A 19,198-nucleotide genomic window follows, 5' to 3' on the forward strand; every position below is an offset into this window, starting at 1 on the left:
AGCCTATTTTTAATCATCTATTATTAAAGTTTTAACAATTCCTTTAATCGTTGGTTTAACAGCATTACCCAATAATGTATGATAAACTGAAAGCGTTAACTAAGGAGGGCAAACTCATGAGCAACATTTTAACTAATACATACAAACTGGCAGACGGTAATGAAATTCCGCTAGTTGGTTTGGGAACCTACCTACTTGATGATCCTAACAAAATGGATACAGCAGTTACTGCAGCCTATGAAGCTGGTTACAGATTATTTGACACTGCCCAACTTTACCAAAATGAAGCATTACTTGGTGAGGCAATCAGAAAGTTAGGTATTAACAGAAATCAAATTTTTATTACTGATAAAATCACTGAAATGAATCAAGGGTATGACCTAACGATTAATAGTGCTGAGTACTCCCTTCAACAACTCGGAACCGACTACTTCGATCTACTGCTAGTACATTGGCCAATCTCTGACAAGTTCTTTGATACTTGGAGAGCATTTGAAGAATTAAAAAAGCAAGGTAAAGCCAAATCAATTGGCGTTTCCAACTTTACTCAAACCCACTTGCAGCTATTAAAAACCCAAGCGACGGAAATGCCAGTGCTTAACCAAATCGAAACTCACCCATATCTTACCCAAAGACCAATGGTTGAATTTGACAAACAAGAATCGATTCTTACGCAAGCTTGGAGTCCACTAGGTCGTGGATTAGTACTAGATAATCCAATGATTGCCAAAATGGCTGACCACCACAATCGTTCAGTAGCCCAGATTGTTTTGCGTTGGCAGCTTCAGCGCGGAGTTGCCGTAATTCCCAAGTCACAAACCACATCTCGCATTCAAGCAAATATCGATCTTGATTTTAAGCTTAGTGATGATGAGATGACAATGATTGATATCCTTAATAAAAACCAACGAACCGGAAATGAACCAGAACTAGTTTATGAAACGGGAAATCAATATTAATAATCAACATAAGCTCCAGACATCATAATGATATGATATCTGGAGCTTATTTTTACACTTATTTATCACTACCAAAATTCACCCCAAAAAATTTAAATATGAGCTACTTTTTTATTAAGATGCGCTTTCGTTTTCAGAAATCTTCCCGCAAGATTGCCAAAACTTTGTATACTGATTTAACTGGGAGGAGTACAACTATGAAAAAAAATTCTGATTAAACTGACCGTCGGATTGGCTTTAAGCATTTCTTGGATAGCCATATGTCAAGCAACAATTCATGCAGCCACTATGACCAACCCCAAAATAACAACTGTTCAACAATATACCCCGAAACAAGCACTAGTAACTAAAAGCCAATCAAACAATTATTTATGGAATGCTAGTCATACCAAAAAAATTGCTAACCTAAAGAACTATTCTAAAACAACATTTTATGCTTCGAGATTGGTTTCAATGAGATTCCCGCACTATCAATATTCAGTAAACTACTATTACGTAACCAGTAATAACTCTAAATTAAAGGGATATGTTTGGGCCAAAACGATGGTTCAAGGAAAATACATCAAAGGTGGCTATTACAGCTACCCCAAATTCAATGTTCTATTGACTACTAAACGAATTACTAAACAATCTGAATTTAGTGATAGTTCACAATATTCACTGGGTGGATATAGTACCAGGACATCCCTTCAAAATTTCACTAAAATTCCTAGCACCAGTTCCATGATTAAAGTCATCAATTACTACCGCCAACATGATAGTGATAAGCGACTACCGGCAACCTTACAAAATGGCGCTAAACAGGGTGTCAAAATTGCGACTGTCCAATCATGGACCACTAATCCTAACGGCCCTGTTAGAATTCCAGTAATTGAATTTCCGCTAGGGAAGAGTGTTTCTTGGTATCCACGGGCAACATTTGCGGTTGCCCAAGACGTCATGACTGCCAATCTTAACAAGGTCGTCTCATATGGAGCAAATAATGACAGTTTTTCCGGCGCCGTTTATCTAAATGGTCTCGTTTTTAACTTCGATGATTCAAGCGCTCAATTTAGGACCGCTTATAGCAGCACTATCAAAAAGGTCTATAAAAACAATATTGGTCCTCATCACGATCTCTCATTGGTTCAATTTTCTGGTCGAACGAAGTATGTATTAACGAGTAGCATTATGTATATCAATCCCCTTAAACCTGTGTTAAAGGATGGTATTTGGTACGGATCAGGTAATGCCATCTCTGGGACCCAACAAGGCAGAACCATCCTTAGTAAGTTGGATCCTTCTAAATCAAAACTTTATCGCGTAATCGGTAGTGGCGGATTTACTCAATATCAATACCAATCAGGAAAATGGAAACAACAATTTTCCATTAACTTTCATCAGCACAATGCTGATGAACCAGCTTCCACAACTGACAAAAAAAACGTAGATGTGATTCTATCAACTGGTCAAAAACGATTGCAGTCATCAGTTCCACAACTGATGTCCGGCCTTACCTATATAAACCATCTGCCTATTATCAAAATATAATCAACGGAGAGAAATAAAATGATTAAACGAGTTAAATTTACCCATATCTTGGTGACCATTGGTACTATGTTGGTCATTATCTTTGCATCAGCCAATGCATCAGCTGCAATAAAGTTCCGTCAGATTTCTCAAGTATCATATTCCTCCAAGCCTGAAGACAACGCCTATCACACTCGTAATCTATCAAAAAGCACTTGGGTTTATAACAGTGATCAAAAGAAACCATTTTCTAAACGCGTCTTCAACTTGAAGTCATATCCAGACACTACCTGGTTTATTTCTTCAACCGTCAGAACTTATAACAAGGGGAAAACTGCTGACTACTACGAAATTGCTAATAAAACTGGCAATCTGAGGGGATATGTCAAAACTAGTGCATTAGCAAAAGGATTTAGCCCAAATGGATATCAAATCATTAAAGAATATTGGGGAAATCAACGAGCCACATTCCACATAAAAAATCCTAAGGCAAACCTTTATGTATGGAACTGGAACCATACAAAAAAGAGAGCCAACTTGAAAAATTATCCCGGAATGAACCTGTCACGAAGCGAAACCGTCATTATGCAGCATAACAATCAACAATCCAAATATTATTGTTTGAGTGGTTCTTTGGATGGCACTAACAAAAGTGTCAACGGATATGTCGCTGCCAAAGATTTACTCATCGGTAAAAATCCGAATCATACGGGGATGAAAATCGTCAACATCGACGAATTCGTCAACAATACCGATTTCAACAACTACTTAAAGACTGGAACTAATCAAAAACTTGCGCGAGAAGTCCTAGACTTATTTCCAAATAGTCAGCCAGATCTAGGATTATCAAAAATTGCCGTTTATAACTATGGAGGAATTTTCAATTATGACGGTGATATTGAACCAATCTCAACAACTGGTTACTCTGACTTCATTTCATTTCCCGAGATTCAAAAGAATCTTTATAAAAACTCATCCGCTTCAAACGCTACGAAAATCTCCATAATCAAAAATGGTTTAAAAAAATTAGGCTATACCGATGCTAAGCGAAAATCATTTAAAGGCTATAAGCTTGGCATCCAGATCATCAATAATATTAAAAGTTATGACTCAATTTCTGGGAATGGCCGAAACAATAGTTACGTATTTATCTTAGGTAAATCCAATAAATAAAAAATAGAGCAATGCCAATTAAACACGGCATTGCTCGTCTATTATCTATGATAAATTCTACTTAGTTTTTTCGTGCAGGACATCTGCCAGCTTTTCGAGGGCTAATTCACGAGACTTAATGATATCCATATTAAAGATAATGGAATCAATATCTCCGCCTACAAAATCAAAACGTTCATAATACAGGTATGGATCGTCCTTACTATCTTGAAAAGTCTTATCAACGGCTTGTTCAAATTGCTTGGTCCACTCATAGTCTTTCATCTCAGGAAATTCAAGCTTCGTAACATATCCTTGGGTCTCCAATAATTTGGCAGCTTTTGTAACTTGGTCGCCGGAAAAGTTGATTTTTGTTGCCGTAGCAGTTTCTTCTGCCATATCAACATCCCCTAACTATTTGATTAGCTTAAGCCTAACACTTTTAACAACTTTTGTTTAACTAAAAGAATTGCTACTATCAACTTTAAAAAATTTTTTCTTTAAGTGTATAATTCAAGTATTGTCATTAATAAATATAGACAATACTATCTATTTTTTACGAAATGAGGAATTTTACTTTGGGCGATGGCCAGATAATAACTAATTTAATTATCGTGATTATCACTTTTATTTTTGCGGCATTTTTTGTTGCCAGTGAATTTGCGTTAGTTCAGTCACGACTTAGTGCGCTGGAAGAACAACGTAAAAAGATGGGCAAGAAAACTAAGAAGATTGATCGAGAAATCCATATGGTGACTAACTTGAATGAGTATCTTTCCACTACTCAGGTTGGAGTTAGTTTAGCTGGAATTATTCTAGGTTGGGTTGGTGAATCTTTTGTGGTAACCGTGCTGGTTGATATTATGGAAGTTCACAACTCCCCTATCAACCCCGCAACTGCTCATGCAATTGGAGCGGTTTTAGGAATTATTATTCTAACTTACTTAGAAGTTGTTATAACTGAAATTGTTCCGAAAAACATTAGTATCGATATGCCCTTGAGGGTACTAAGCATCGTTACTACCCCACTTCATTGGTTCCACGTTATTTTTTACCCATTCGTTTGGTTATTAAATTCTTCAGCCAATGGGATCGTTAAAATGTTAGGCCTTCCCGTTGCTAATGAGAACTCGGAACAATTTTCTCAAGCAGAAATTTTGAGCTTATCTAAAAATGCAGTTAAAACCGGTGAGCTAGAACAAAACGATTACTTGTATATGCAGCGTGCATTTGACCTTAATGACAAAGTTGCTAAAGACATTATGATCGACCGGACTCAACTAGAAGTAATTGATATCACCGCAGATGTTCATGAAGCGATTCAAATGTATCTTCAAGAAAAATTCAGTCGACTTCCAGTTGTTGCTGATAATGATAAGGATAAAATTTTAGGTTACGTTTATAACTATGATTTAATTCGACAATCTCAAGTTGACTCGAAAATCAAAGTTGACAGATTATTAAGAAACATTTCTACCACTCCTGAAATGACACCAATTACCGAAGTTTTAAATCAAATGATCAAAAAGCGGACACCAATTGTTGTCGTTGTCGATGAATATGGTGGAACATCGGGAATTATCACTGATAAAGATATTTATGAAGAATTATTCGGAACTGTTCGTGATGAAATTGATCCTTCATTCACAGAATATATCTTTAAGCAACCTAATGGAACGTATCAGGCAAATGGTAAGTTAACGACCCATGATTTCGAGCGGTACTTCCAACTCGACTTTCCTGAATTTACAGATTCAGATGCCGTTACTTTGGCGGGTTACTTTATCGATAACTACCCTAACTTAAAAGCTGGCGATACGATTTCATTCCATAACTTTGATTTCAAGATTATCGATTATGAAAACTCATTTATTAATTGGTTTGAGGTAACTGTTAAAAAGCCTCTCAAACCTGAAGATGAAGATGATAACAATAATTAATTTAGCTACTTTATAAACAATAGTTACTAAACAAGCTTAAAGGAGTAGAAAGCCGGACAACAAGCATAATTTGTTTCCAACTTTCTACTCTTTTTGATACATATTAAGGGGGATCCACTTTGAAAACTGTATGGAAGAAAACGCCAACTTTCGTTATTTATACGCTATTCTTTTTTCTATTTATCGGCGTAATGATTAGTTGCCTATCTTTAAGTGGCAAAACAATGATTTGGCAGTTAGATGGTTTGGCCCAACATTTTCCGATTTTAGTCCAATTTAGACAAATGATTTTAGACTTTTTAGCTAATCCCAGTCACGGACTAACTAATTGGGCTTGGAACATCGGTTTAGGTTCAGATACCTTAACTAATTTTCAATATTATGTCATTGGGGACCTATTTAATTATTTAATCGTTTTATTTCCAAAAAGCCAGATTGAAACTGGATTTGCTGTCCTAGTATTTTTGCGAATGTATGTCTCGGGGCTGTCGTTTCTACTATTCACCCACCACTACAAATTTAAAAAAATTAGTACGCTAATTGGCTCGTTGGCATATGCCTTCAACGGTTATGCAATTTCGACTGGTTTTCACCATCCATTTTTCATCCTACCTTTAATATTCTTCCCATTATTAGCGTATGGTATCGATAATGTTCTAAAAAATAAATCGTTCGTACCACTAGTTATTGCTGTCTTCTTAGTATTAATTGGTAACTTTTACTTTGCTTGGATTCTTGCAATTGGTGCTACAGTTTACACGCTAATTAGACTTCTAAGTATGTACAAAGATTCTGAATTTCATTTTTTAAAATCAATTAGCAAGTTAATCGGTTCAGCAATTCTAGGTCTAGGGATGGCCGCAATTGTCTTCTTACCAACAATTATGCTGGCCGCTAAATCGACTCGTATTAATCAAAAATTTGCGAATGGATTGACTTTCTTCCCACTTGAATATTACTTAAAGATGCCCAATGCGATTTTACTTAACGGTCGGGCAATGAACTTTTGGCTCGTAATTGGCATCACTGGCTTATCATTCTTAGGGGTTGTCTATATGGTTAGCCACTTTAAAAAGTACCTTTGGGAAAATATTTATCTGCTAATAATTATCATTGGTCTGTTAATTCCAGCCTTTGGCGCCATGATTAACGCTATGACTACCCCATCTAATCGTTGGATCCTTTTAGCTAACTTATTATTTGCATTTGCAACGATGATTTTAATTGATAACTTAAACTCCCTGACCATTCGTGATGTTTATTGGCTACTTGGAAGTAGTCTAGGATTAATCGCGATTGTTTGGCTCAATAACGGAATGATTATGAACATTACTAGGCACGATTTTATTGAGTATGGCATGCTGCTCCTGACAATCATTGTAATTTTGGCAATGTTATTTTTCCGATGGTCACACACCACAAACTTTGTTGTAATGACCTTAGTCTTCTCATTAAACCTCATTGTGAATATTATTGGGGTATACAGCCCTAACGCGACTAATTTGGCCACCCAGCAGATGGATCAGGGACTCTCGACTAGGTTCTCGAATGATTACTATAATGGAGCCCAAAAGTACGTGATAGAGCAACCAGGCTTCTTTAGAACTTCCAAAGCTCCCCGTTATCAATATAATCAAAATATCGATAATCTTGCGAACTTCACCAATACCAACACCAATATTTCAATCAACACCGGAATTAATGACGAGTCAATTTATCTAACCCTTCAAAACGGTTACTTAGGAGATTTTTCACGAGCTGTTGCAAATAGTCAATTTTCCATGAATACTCCGATTGGTCAAAATGATTATCGAACCGCACTTAATAATTTAATGGGGGTTAAGTACCTATTCGCCCGAGCCAATGATAATAAACAAATGATTCCATACGGCTATACTCCTGTTAAAGACCGTAACGGCAAGATTAAGGTCTTTCAGGCTAAAGAGCGGACTAATGCTGATCCAAACATTGAAAACTTGTCTGGAACCATTATTTACAAATCAAGCAATGCTCTCCCACTCGTTTACACCCAAGTAAAAACCGTTGCACCAGCTACATTTAATCAACTTGATCCGCTTGATAAAGAACGAATCATGACTCAAGGTGCGGTGGTCTATAAAACATCTCAATCACGATCACCACTAAACTACACTTCGCCAAGAAAGAATATTAAGTACAAAGTCAAAGTAGATACTAGCACCTTAATTAACTCACCTGAACAATTAACCAAATACCGCTTAAATATCTTAGGTAAAAAAGATGCCAATAAGACTATCAGCAATCCTCATGACCAAGTTAGTTTAGGTGCAAATTATCAAAAGACCCGTAACCTGTTATTCCAAAATCAAGATATTTTAGCAAATAACAAATACCATAACCGGAATAATTTAACTGAAATGACCACTGATGCCACTGGAAAACCACTTCAATACTCACTAAAAGTTAATAATCCTAATGAAACTAAAAACAGCGAATTGTTCTTAGTGATTGATGGGATTCATCAGTCTGATGGGAATTTAAATGACCAAATAAAATGGCTTGAAAATCAGCATCTATTGGACAATAAATCATATTCAAAAATGCAAAAGCTCAATGATTTACGATCAAATATTCTTGATCCCAAATTTGGTGGCTATTTACTAAATGCTTATACAAATGGTTATCATACTGGATTTGCTCAGTATGACAGCGATAACTTATCAAACTATCGCCAAATTAATAGCATTGTTTTGAACTTAGGATACTCCAAGGACGCTCGTAAGAGTGTCAAATTACTGTTTAATCAGGTTAAGAACATTAAATTTAAGTCTGTGAAATTAGTGGCTATGCCATTTAACAAACAGTATGACACCCAAATGCAACAATTAAAGCATGCCGGGTTAACCAATCTAAAAGTCAACAATAATCATGTCTCTGGTATTACTAATGCTCAGTCCGGACAAACTATGGTTAGTTCAATTCCTTATTCCAGTGGTTGGCATTTAACCATTGATGGCAAAGCAGCCAAAACATTCGTTGTTAACAAGGGATTTGTGGGCGCTAATCTATCGGCAGGACGCCACCAAATTAGATTAACCTACACCACCCCAGGATTTAATTTAGGAATGCTAATCACTATCATTAGTACAGCTATCCTAATAATTTTATGGATTATCTCTGCGATAATTTCAACCAATCGGCGTAAGCATGAGCCGGGTCATTATCGATCTCGATAACTTACAGTATTCCAATTAATTTAATTTGCTTGTATATTTAAACTAACAATTAGGAATTATTCCAGGAGGTAATTCAATGAAAACCGTTAGAATTTTATTTATTTCCATTGAGGGTAATACTCGTTCATTTTTAAAAAATCTCACAAAATATGCTGAATCTATAACTGATCAAACTTCTAATCCAATCAAAATCGAATTGACTGAGATTAGTGAGCAAACTGACTTAGCTAATGAGAGCGCACCATTCTTCGCATTTGTGCCAACTTATCTAGATGGTGGCAATGGGATCGATAATGGAGTCACCGAATTAATGACTAATGCGCTAGGTGAGTACATTGAATATGGTAATAATGCCAGGCTACTAAAAGGCGTGGTTGGCAGTGGTAACCGAAACTTCAATGAGCAATACTGTTTAACCGCTAAACGGTATGCTAGCAAATTTAACGCCCCATTTTTAGCTGATTATGAGTTACGTGGTACGGGTGCTGATGTCGAAAGAATTTACAAAATTTTATCTGAAAATGCATAAATAAAGAGAGCCACATGATGATATCCTCGTGCGGCTCTCTTTTTTATTTATATCTGATCTAACTGACGTTGTTTAAACCAATTAACTATGATTAATCCAGCAAGAGTAATAATAATAATTCCTGCAGCAAACCCAAATAGATACTGGTATGAAGCGAAATCAATAATAAAGCCACCGATTAACGGTCCAACTGCTCGGCCAAAAGACATGAATAAATTATAAATTCCTTGATATTTGCCTCGTTCAGAAGGCCCTGATAGACTGTCAATCCAAGCAGGAACACCTGGGAATCCAATCATTTCACCAATAGTCGTAACAATCATCACTATTACGAATGCGGTGTAGTTTTTGGCAAAAATTAGTCCTAAAAATGCAATTGCAAAAATAAATATTCCCACATATGTTTGTGTGCTTAACTTAAATTTTTCACCAATTCGATTAACAAACGGCTGTAGAAATACAATCATCAATCCATTTAAAGTCCAAAGTAAACTATACTTTTCAAATGAGATCCCCAATTCAGTCATATGAACCGAAATCACACTTTCCCATAGCGTATATGACAAGTAAACTGTTAATACTACTAAACAAATTGCTGCGATAATCGCTTTAGTATTGACCTTAGTACTGCCACTTTCGCTAATGCTACCACTGTCTTCTCGCTTATCAATATCAACATTGAACATCGTAATAGTTAATATTAACAACCCAATATAAAAACCAAACGCAACTGTAAATACGGTTGCAACCCCATATTTAAGTAAGAATCCTACTAACAATGTTCCGATTACCACTCCAAGATTGGTACCAATATATAAAACGTTAAAAATAGTTCTGGTAGATTGGCTCTTAATCGTTGCTGCATAAGCATTAAATAGCGTCATACAAGCTCCATCCCCAAAACCAACGAATAATAGCATAATCGTAAATATTGGCCAACCGTGGAAAAATATCAAAATGAAAATTGCGATTGTGGAAAAAGAGACACTTAAAATTGTCGCTGAATAAGGGGACCACTTATCAAATAACCTTTCCCCTAAATAATTTCCCAACATCATACAACACGACATCAACAACAATGACATTCCAGCCAGGGTCAATGATTTGTGTAAATAATTGTGCATATAAATCGTAACTAGTGGCCACATAAATGCTGCACCAGCATTCAATAATAATGAGCACGCAATTACGGAAATAAGGTTAACCTCTGACCTTTTCTTTAACACAACTGAACCCTCCTTATTAATTGATCACTTCCTCCATTTTCGCATATCTAACAGTTAAAACAAGCAAATTATCCCTAATAAAAAACACTAGGGAAGACTCACGGTCTTCCCTAGTGTTTTTTAATCAAATATTATTTTTGGAGTGCAAATCGGTAGTAGTGAACTGGGGCATTGCCAAATTTAACTTTGGTTGCCTTGTTCTTGCTATTAACAATCCAGAATGACTTGTTACTTGTAAATCTAATATACATTGTCTGAGCTTTCTTTTGACCACGTTGAGTGTAAGTGATCTTCCAGAAAGAACCATTCGCATCAACATCATACTTTGCATAGTTGATCAATTTTTTAACGAATTTACCATTGTAGTAAAGATATTGGTTCAACCCAGTGTTTTGGCTGAACTTAGTAACTACAGTGTACCCGGCATTAGCGCCCGATTTCCAAGTACCAGTTGGCGTATTGACCTTAATACCATTATTAGTGGTATTTGTAGTCTTATTACTTGAAGTTGCTGTCTTTTTAGCATTACTATTCTTGTTTGCGGTTGTCTTATCAGCCACATTTACTTTACTGTTAACTGGTTTAACAGTAATAATTCTATAAAAGTATGAATTACTACTTTGTCTTGCATAAACATAAACTTTTTGGTTAGCTTTTAGTTGATTTGGCAAGCTAACTTGGAATTTACCATTTACTGAATCAGCTGTTGATTGAGCTAATACTTTTTTATTAGTATCTCTCACAATTACTGATACACCTTTAGTGGCATCTCCTGTGATACTGGTTGAATTTGTATATACATTATCAACATTTAACGTAAGTGAATTAGCAGAAACTGCTTTAGCACCAAACAATAACGCAAACAATGCCACAGCGAAAACTAATAATTTAGATTTTTCATAAACTTACTCCTCTTTTAAAATTGCATGCTTCATTATATAGTCAATTTCAAATAATAGCTGTAATTTTATTTTAGTTTATGCCTTTCTTAAAAAAGCTGTTAAACCAGGCAATTTGTGTAAGCGATTTAAACATTTATGCTAAAAGCTCAAACTAATTTTATGGAACCCTTTTTTTACTGAAATATGTGTTATATAATATTACCGAAATGGTATAGACATTTATACCAATTACTTAGTTAATTATTGATAGGAGTGGAGTATTTTGCCAACTGAAAGAAGTTCACTGATCATGCTCTTTGGGGCAACTGGAGATTTAGCAACTAGAAAGTTGTACCCAGCTATTTTTAATCTTTATAAAAAAGGTAATATTAAAGATCATTTTGCTGTCCTTGGTACTTCTCGTTACAAGTTTGACGACGATAAGTTCAGAGAAACGGTTAAAAAATCTGTGTCTGGCGAAAGTGATGACAAGAAATTAATTGAATCATTCATTCAACATTTCTACTTCGTTACTCACGACGTTACAGACTTAGAACATTACTCAGCTTTGAAAGATAAAGCTAACGAACTAGATAAGAAATTTAAGCTTGGTGGCAACCGAATCTTCTACGTTTCAATGGCTCCTAACTTCTTTGGCGTTGTTGCTAAAAACCTGAAGAATCAAGGACTTCTTACAACTGGTAATGGCTTCAATCGTTTAGTTATTGAAAAGCCATTTGGTCGCGATTTTGAATCTGCTAAAGAATTAAATGATGCTCTTAGTGAGTCATTTAATGAAAATCAAATTTACCGAATTGATCATTACTTGGGTAAAGAAATGATTCAAAATATCGAAGCTGTTCGCTTTGGTAACACCATTTTCGAAGCTCTTTGGAATAACCGTTACATTGATAATATTCAAGTAACGCTTGCTGAAAATCTTGGGGTTGAAGAACGTGCAGGTTACTACGATAACTCTGGTGCCCTCCGTGATATGGTCCAAATCATATTATGCAAATCGTTAGTTTGCTAGCCATGGAGCAACCGGTTGCCTTTCAAGATACTGACATCCGAGCTGAAAAAGTTAAGGCCCTCCGTAGTTTACGAGTTTACAACGTGGCAGAAGCATCAACTAACTTCGTTCGTGGCCAATATGGCGCATCAGTTGATGGATCAAGTAAGGAATACCGTAAAGAAGATGGCGTTCCTGCTGATTCTAACAATGAAACGTTCGTGGCCGGCAAATTGTTATTTGATAACTACCGGTGGTCTGGGGTTCCTTTCTACATCCGAACTGGTAAGAAGTTAGCTGACAAGTTTACTCGTGTGGACGTTGTCTTCAAAAAACCACTAGTTGACATCTTCTCATTCCCACAAGATGGTAACACCCTTCTTAGCCCTAACGTTTTGACAATCCATATTGAACCTGAACAAGGTTTTTCACTCGTTGTTAATGCTAAGAACAGTGAACAAGGTTTCCATACTGAACCGGTTAACTTGGATTTCTATGAAAATTCACAAAGAACTCAAGCAACACCTCAACCATACGAACGTTTAATTCACGATGTTCTTAAGGGTGATGGCACTAACTTTGCAAGTTGGCCAGAAGTGGCTAGTGCTTGGAAGTTTGTTGACCAAGTTCGTCGTGTCTGGGATATTCAACAACCTATGTTCCCTAACTACATCCCTGGTTCAATGGGACCTGTAACTGCCGATGAGTTGCTTGCCCGTGATCACCGTGAATGGGTTTACAAATTAAATCAATAATAAAAAGATCCCCGTTTACCGGGGATTTTTTTGTAACATTATTTTTTATTGATTTTTTGCAATGATTACCCATTCACATTAGGCTTGTGCAGTGTTACACTATTTCTGTAGAACTTTTACAATTTTTTTATACGCAAAGGATGGTATTACAATGGCTGATCAAAAAGCAAACATTGGTGTTGTAGGTATGGCCGTTATGGGTAAGAACCTTGCCCTTAACATTGAAAGCCGCGGCTTTACTGTTGGTATCTATAACCGTTCAGAATCAAAAACTAAGACTGTTATGGCAGATCATAGTGAAAAGAAATTGGTTCCAAGCTACTCAGTTGAAGACTTCGTTAATTCACTTGAAACTCCTCGTCGAATTGTGATGATGGTTAAAGCTGGAAAACCAACTGACGCTGTTATCGATGAACTTCTTCCTTTGCTTGATAAAGGTGACGTTTTAATCGATGGTGGTAACACAAACTTCCACGATACAATGGCAAGAAATGCTAAACTAGACAAATCTGGTATTAACTTTATCGGAATGGGTGTATCTGGTGGTGAACTTGGTGCCCTTCAAGGACCTTCACTTATGCCAGGTGGCCAAAAAGAAGCTTACGATTTAGTTGAACCAATCTTGACTCAAATCGCTGCTAAAGCTCCTGCTGATGGCGAACCTTGTGTTACTTATATCGGACCTAACGGTGCTGGTCACTACGTAAAAATGGTTCACAATGGTATCGAATATGGTGATGAAGAATTAATCGACGAAAGTTACAACATCTTGAGAAACGTTGCTGGTTACTCAGTTGATGAACTTGCTGACATCTTCAAAGAATGGAACAAGGGTGAACTCGAAAGTTACTTAATCGAAATCACTGCTGATATCCTTACTCGCAAAGATGATCTTGGCGAAGATAAGACTAAGCCAATCGTTGATATGATTCTTGACCGTGGTGCTAACAAAGGTACTGGTAAGTGGAGTTCACAAGATGCTCTTGAAGTTGGTGTTGACCAATCACTTATTACTGAATCAGTTTACGCTCGTTTCATTTCAATGATTAAAGACGAACGTGTTGCTGCTTCTAAGGTACTTCCTGCACCTAAGGCTGACATCGAATTCGATAAGAAAGAAATCGTTGAAAAGTTCGTGAAGCATTATACTTCGGTAAAGTTATGAGTTATGCTCAAGGATTTGCTCAATTAAAAACCGCTTCAGATCAATACGAATGGAACCTACAATTGGGTGAAATGGCTAAGATCTGGCGTGCTGGTTGTATTATCCGTGCTCGTTTCTTACAAAACATCACTGATGCATATGACAAGAACCCTGAACTACAAAACTTACTTCTTGACCCTTACTTCACTGAAATTTGTAAGAAATATCAAGAATCTGCTCGTGACGTTGTTGCGTTGTCAACTAAAGCTGGTATCCCAGTACCATCACTTGCAGCTGCTGTTTCATACTACGACTCATATCGTTCAGAAGTTGTTCCTGCAAACTTATTGCAAGCACAACGTGACTACTTCGGTGCTCACACTTACGAACGTACTGACCGTGAAGGCAACTTCCATTACCCATGGTATGAAGAACAATAAAACTAACTTATTAAATAAAAAAAGCGTTGAGAATTATTCTCAACGCTTTTTTCTATTCATAATGAATTCCACTTAAACGACTTAAGGTTTCTTTTTTCAAGTAATAAGGGGTGATACCTTGATCAACATTATCTGAAATCATCTTTTGAGCTTGAATTCTAGCTTGAATTGTCGGCACCTTTAAAGTCATTAATGAACGATTAATCATCATTTGATTTAAATCACTTTGGTTTTATACCGTAACTTATCAGCCATGACAATTCCCCCTATCTATTGTTAATTAAATCATAGCAAAATCAATTTCGAATGTATAATCAAAAGTCTAATCACGAACTGGAATCGTGGCAAATTTTTGCTCATACCATTCATCCCAAGAACCACTAACTAAATTACCAGTATCAAAATACTCAGGATCTATTACTGAAATAACTTTATTAATTTCAGAGTTACACCGACGGAACAGTTCTTCTCGGAGCTGATTCGGGGTGAGCGACTGATTCTCAGAGATAAAGTGATTAATATCATTTAAATAATAATCAACCTTATAATCGGCAAGAATTTCGAGATTGTTTAACTTAAACCGATCAAAATAAAAATTAATAAAATCAAAAACAGCTTGTTCATTCGCATCTTCACTCAATAAATCGAACTTTACTTTCTTCGCCACAGTGCCACCTCCTATTTTTATACTATGCCAGTTTTATTTTATAAGCAAACATTTAAGTAGTAAGATGGAATTGGATACATAAGAATAGGAGGAAGTTTAATGAATTCGAATAAAATTTATACTAACTATTTTTTTGATGAACCAGCTTTTAACACTCACGATGGTGGCTATGTTCCACTTGAACGCCCAGAGATTGAATCCCAACCGCTTAACATCCCCAGCGTTTTAACTCCTGATAAAGAAACTGATACTGATATGTACTACACAGTAATTGCCCAGAAAGGCGAAACACAATTTTTGCCTGGTATGAAAACTAAGACTTGGGGATATAACGCTAATTATCTAGGACAAACTATTATTTTTAAAAAAGGTAAAGCACATTCACATTACTTTAAAGAATAAACTTCCAGAATTAACCACCTTTCACTGGCATGGATTAAACGTTCCAGGACCAATCATTGATGGTGGCTGCCATGCGCCTGTCTATCCTGGTGAGAGCAGTGAAATTGAGTTTGATTGTGACCAACCGGCAGCAACGCTTTGGCTTCACGCCCATCCATGTCCTTCAACAGCTCAACATGTATGGAAAGGCTTAGCAACTGGGGTAGTTGTTAAAGATGACGTCGAGGCAAAACTACCATTTCCAAGAAATTACGGCGTTGATGATATCCCTGTGATTTTACAAGATCGTAAGTTTCATGAAGATAATCAGTTGGATTACATGGCTGATTATGATCCTGATGGTGTTCAAGGTCCAACACCTGTCATTAACGGTACAATCAACCCATACTTTGATGTAACTACCCAACAAATTCGCCTAAGACTTCTTGATGGTGCTAACCGTCGCGAATGGCGACTCCACTTTAGTGATGATCTTGAATTTACTCAAATCGCATCAGATGGTGGCATTTTACCATCACCAGTGAGATTTACCCACCTAATGCTTACATGTGCAGAGAGGGCCGAAATTATCGTTGATTTTGGTAATTATCATCCAGGTGATGAAGTTACACTATATAGTGACGACATAGCAATATTAACTTTCAAATTCATGAATTTACGCCCAAAAATTTGAATTTGCCAGATCATTTAGTAGATGTTCCTGATCCTGAAATAACCCCTAATTCAACTATTCACCAAGTTGAAATGTCCGGAATGGACGAAGAAGTCGCCATAAATGACAAAAAATTTGATATGCAACGTATTGATGATCGCCAACAGGTTGGCAACGTCGAGGTATGGAGAATTACCAATACTAATGATATGGAGGGGGGGATGCTTCACCCATACCACATGCATGGAACACAATTTAGGATTATTTCTAGAAACGGCCATGCTCCTTATCCAAATGAACTTGGGCTTAAAGATACAGTTAGTGTTAACCCTGGTGAGGAGGTCAAAATCAAGGTATGGTTTAACCATACCGGAGTCTTTATGAATCACTGTCACATCATCGAACACGAGGACGGCGGAATGATGGCTCAATTCGAAATTTTTGATCCTGATAATCCGAAAACTTACAAACTAATGGATATGGATACTTTGATGAATGCTTTCGCTAAAGAACGTGGTGTCAGCATAGATGATTTAGATATCCCTGGAATGGATATGTAAAGCTTTTGCTTGCCACAGTTATAGCAGCATGATAAGATAAACATAGATTGATAACTGAATATGGCTGTTAGGTGAGGCTCCTATATGGAAAATGCTACTGCTCAGAAACGTCGAAAGACGCCAATGAGTCAGCTGTTCAAGTCAAATTAAGGCTTGAACTAACGTAGCTGTTAATTTATTAACTACGCTGTATAGTGCTAAAACTCAACGATTGGCTGACAACGTTTATTTGACGTCCGGCTAATCGAAGCCGGACGTTTTTATTTATCAATCACGACTAATTAAATGGAGGTGAGATTCATGACAACTGAAATTATAGATCCTGGAGCGTCGTCTAAACATCAGTCTACATTGGGAGAATTGGTCGTCATGACTCACTAGCTAAACTAGTAGAAATTGTGATAATCGATTTTCCCATCATCAAGTAAATAATAATTGTTAACTCATTAAGGTGTTCCTATTTTCTGCTTGTTGGTTTTACGCCAAATACTTCACAGAAAAACTCTCGTATCCGTTTACTTAATTAGTTAACTTTTATTTCAGGGAATTCGATTAAACCAATTTCTCAGTGGTTTTGGTTATATTACGTTGTTGACGCAGCGATACCAATCGACTTGTTCGAAAAACGCTTCACCTCTTAGGAAACTAATTGGGGAGAAATTAATTAATCGTGGATATTGCCAATTATTTATTAACAGATAATATCGGTAATCTTGAGGGACCTACCTCCATCAATTATGTGGAAGCCTAATTGACGTAACTAGACTGCCATTTATCTCAATAAAATTATAAAAACACCAACGTTAATATCGTTGGTGTTTTTTCATATTATTTTCGTCTAAATTCAGCCAAATATTCGTCTGATCGAACCTGATCAAATTCCTTTTCTGACTTTCCAATTACCATTGTAGCTAATGAATTACCCACAACATTAACTGCAGTCCGTCCCATATCGACAATTCGATCGATTCCAGCGATGAATGTTAATCCAGTAACAGGAACTCCAATTGTTGAGATAGTAGCTAATAACACCACAAACGACGCGCCAGGGACCCCAGCCATTCCTTTAGAGGTAATCATTAACACAACTAATAAAGTGATCTGTTGGCCCAATGAGAGATGAATATGGTAGGCCTGAGCTAAGAATAGAGCCGCAATTGATTGATAGATCGCTGAGCCATCTAAGTTAAATGTATATCCTGTAGGAATAACAAACGAAACAATTCCTTGATTAGTTCCAAATTTATCCATCTTTTCAATCATTTTTGGTAAAACCGCCTCAGAACTAGCAGTTGAGAAGGCCAATACAATTTCATCTTTAATCACCGTTAGTAAGTCAAAGATATTAAAGCCAAAGATTCTAGCAACAATTCCCATAACCACAACCACAAAAACGATCATTGTCGCGTAAGTAATTATTACGAAGTACCCTAATGGAATTAACGCAGAAATTCCCATCTCAGCAAGCGCGACTCCAATTAATGCACATACTCCGATTGGAGCAAAATGCATAACCCAATTAGTAACCTTGAACATTACTTCTGAAGCTGACTGAAGAACATCGATTAAAATCTTTCCTCTTTCTCCAGTTGCAGCAATTCCAAGTCCAAAGAATACCGAGAAGAAGATAACCGGCATCATATCTCCGTTGGCTAGTGAACTAAAAATATTAGTTGGAATAATTCCCATTAACGTATCCCAGATTCCTGTATGCTTAGCAGATTTGGCAGTAGCCATATATTGGCTAATATCAGAACTATGTAATGAATGAATATCAATCATTGTTCCTGGATGTAATATGTTAGCAACTATCATACCTAATGCAATTGCAACGGTCGTCATTAACTCAAAATAAATTAGTGTTTTTAGACCAACACGTCCTAGTTTTTTAATATCACCAATACTTGCAATTCCGACGGTTAAACAAGTCACAACAATTGGCAAAACAATCATTTGAATTAAACTAATAAACATTGTTCCAATGTTCTGCATAGTGGTAATTGCAACTTGATTACCATAAAATATGATTCCTAATATAATCCCTAAAACAAGACCAATCATTATTTGCCAGCCTAATGATAGTCGGTACCACTTGTATTTTTTCATATTTCCCCACCTAATCTAAAATTTCTATATATATCAATATAAAACAAAA

12 protein-coding genes, 3 pseudogenes and 1 riboswitch are annotated in these 19,198 nt (G+C 36.5%); of the genes and pseudogenes, 9 read left to right on the top strand and 6 right to left on the bottom strand.

Annotated features, from left to right (window positions below):
- Window positions 1-116: 116 nt before the first annotated feature.
- The 3 genes from NBRC111893_RS07450 to NBRC111893_RS07460 all read left to right on the top strand — a co-directional run bounded on the left by NBRC111893_RS07450 (window position 117) and on the right by NBRC111893_RS07460 (window position 3,641).
- The gene (locus NBRC111893_RS07450) at window positions 117-959 is read left to right on the top strand and encodes an aldo/keto reductase (RefSeq protein ID WP_125008563.1); all 843 of its coding nucleotides are present in this window, start codon (window positions 117-119) and stop codon (window positions 957-959) included.
- Window positions 960-1,247: 288 nt separating this feature from the next.
- Window positions 1,248-2,489, top strand: a complete 1,242-nt coding sequence (locus NBRC111893_RS07455; RefSeq protein ID WP_125008564.1) for a hypothetical protein — start codon at window positions 1,248-1,250, stop codon at window positions 2,487-2,489.
- Window positions 2,490-2,507: 18 nt separating this feature from the next.
- Window positions 2,508-3,641, top strand: a complete 1,134-nt coding sequence (locus NBRC111893_RS07460) for a D-alanyl-D-alanine carboxypeptidase (RefSeq protein WP_125008565.1) — start codon at window positions 2,508-2,510, stop codon at window positions 3,639-3,641.
- Between the two features lie 57 nt (window positions 3,642-3,698).
- On the opposite strand, the gene NBRC111893_RS07465 is transcribed toward NBRC111893_RS07460, so the two are convergent.
- A complete protein-coding gene (locus NBRC111893_RS07465; RefSeq protein ID WP_125008566.1) occupies window positions 3,699-4,019 on the bottom strand; it encodes a hypothetical protein in 321 nt (106 codons plus the stop codon).
- A 164-nt stretch (window positions 4,020-4,183) separates the two neighbouring features.
- Here NBRC111893_RS07465 and NBRC111893_RS07470 point away from each other — a divergent pair, with 164 nt between their 5' ends.
- The 3 genes from NBRC111893_RS07470 (at window position 4,184) to nrdI (ending at window position 9,304) form a co-directional block, all read left to right on the top strand.
- Window positions 4,184-5,560 (top strand): hemolysin family protein, encoded by a 1,377-nt coding sequence (locus NBRC111893_RS07470; protein ID WP_125008567.1) that lies wholly within the window; start codon window positions 4,184-4,186, stop codon window positions 5,558-5,560.
- A 119-nt stretch (window positions 5,561-5,679) separates the two neighbouring features.
- Window positions 5,680-8,775 (top strand): YfhO family protein, encoded by a 3,096-nt coding sequence (locus NBRC111893_RS07475; RefSeq protein WP_125008568.1) that lies wholly within the window; start codon window positions 5,680-5,682, stop codon window positions 8,773-8,775.
- A 76-nt stretch (window positions 8,776-8,851) separates the two neighbouring features.
- Window positions 8,852-9,304 carry a class Ib ribonucleoside-diphosphate reductase assembly flavoprotein NrdI gene (gene nrdI / locus NBRC111893_RS07480; RefSeq protein ID WP_125008569.1) on the top strand — a complete coding sequence of 151 codons (453 nt, stop codon included), beginning with the start codon at window positions 8,852-8,854 and terminating at the stop codon, window positions 9,302-9,304.
- Window positions 9,305-9,351: 47 nt separating this feature from the next.
- Here the strand turns inward: nrdI and NBRC111893_RS07485 are convergent, their stop codons facing one another.
- On the bottom strand, window positions 9,352-10,530 hold the full coding sequence (locus NBRC111893_RS07485; protein WP_125008570.1) for an MDR family MFS transporter: 1,179 nt from the start codon (window positions 10,528-10,530) through the stop codon (window positions 9,352-9,354).
- A 131-nt stretch (window positions 10,531-10,661) separates the two neighbouring features.
- Complete coding sequence (locus NBRC111893_RS07490; protein ID WP_125008571.1) at window positions 10,662-11,402, bottom strand: Ig-like domain-containing protein; 741 nt, start codon at window positions 11,400-11,402, stop codon at window positions 10,662-10,664.
- 292 nt (window positions 11,403-11,694) lie between these two features.
- On the opposite strand from NBRC111893_RS07490, the pseudogene zwf reads away from it, so the two are divergent.
- Both zwf and gnd read left to right on the top strand, forming a co-directional pair.
- Window positions 11,695-13,178, top strand: a pseudogene (gene zwf, locus NBRC111893_RS07495) (glucose-6-phosphate dehydrogenase).
- A 151-nt stretch (window positions 13,179-13,329) separates the two neighbouring features.
- Window positions 13,330-14,762: pseudogene (gene gnd, locus NBRC111893_RS07500) on the top strand (NADP-dependent phosphogluconate dehydrogenase).
- Between the two features lie 52 nt (window positions 14,763-14,814).
- Here gnd and NBRC111893_RS07505 read toward each other — a convergent pair.
- Both NBRC111893_RS07505 and NBRC111893_RS07510 read right to left on the bottom strand, forming a co-directional pair.
- Entirely contained in the window at window positions 14,815-14,973 is a 159-nt protein-coding gene (locus NBRC111893_RS07505) for a hypothetical protein (RefSeq protein ID WP_225417664.1), read from the bottom strand.
- Between the two features lie 111 nt (window positions 14,974-15,084).
- Window positions 15,085-15,429: a hypothetical protein gene (locus tag NBRC111893_RS07510; protein ID WP_125008572.1), complete on the bottom strand. Its 345-nt coding sequence runs from the start codon at window positions 15,427-15,429 to the stop codon at window positions 15,085-15,087.
- Between the two features lie 99 nt (window positions 15,430-15,528).
- On the opposite strand from NBRC111893_RS07510, the pseudogene NBRC111893_RS07515 reads away from it, so the two are divergent.
- Window positions 15,529-17,043 (top strand): annotated as a pseudogene (locus tag NBRC111893_RS07515) (multicopper oxidase family protein).
- Window positions 17,044-17,099: 56 nt separating this feature from the next.
- Window positions 17,100-17,266: riboswitch (M-box (ykoK) riboswitch) on the top strand.
- Between the two features lie 605 nt (window positions 17,267-17,871).
- Here the strand turns inward: NBRC111893_RS07515 and NBRC111893_RS07520 are convergent.
- On the bottom strand, window positions 17,872-19,149 hold the full coding sequence (locus NBRC111893_RS07520; protein WP_125008573.1) for a cation:dicarboxylate symporter family transporter: 1,278 nt from the start codon (window positions 19,147-19,149) through the stop codon (window positions 17,872-17,874).
- Between the last annotated feature and the right edge of the window lie 49 nt (window positions 19,150-19,198).

The organism is Lentilactobacillus kosonis (assembly GCF_003864335.1).
In the GTDB taxonomy this organism is placed as follows: domain Bacteria; phylum Bacillota; class Bacilli; order Lactobacillales; family Lactobacillaceae; genus Lentilactobacillus; species Lentilactobacillus kosonis.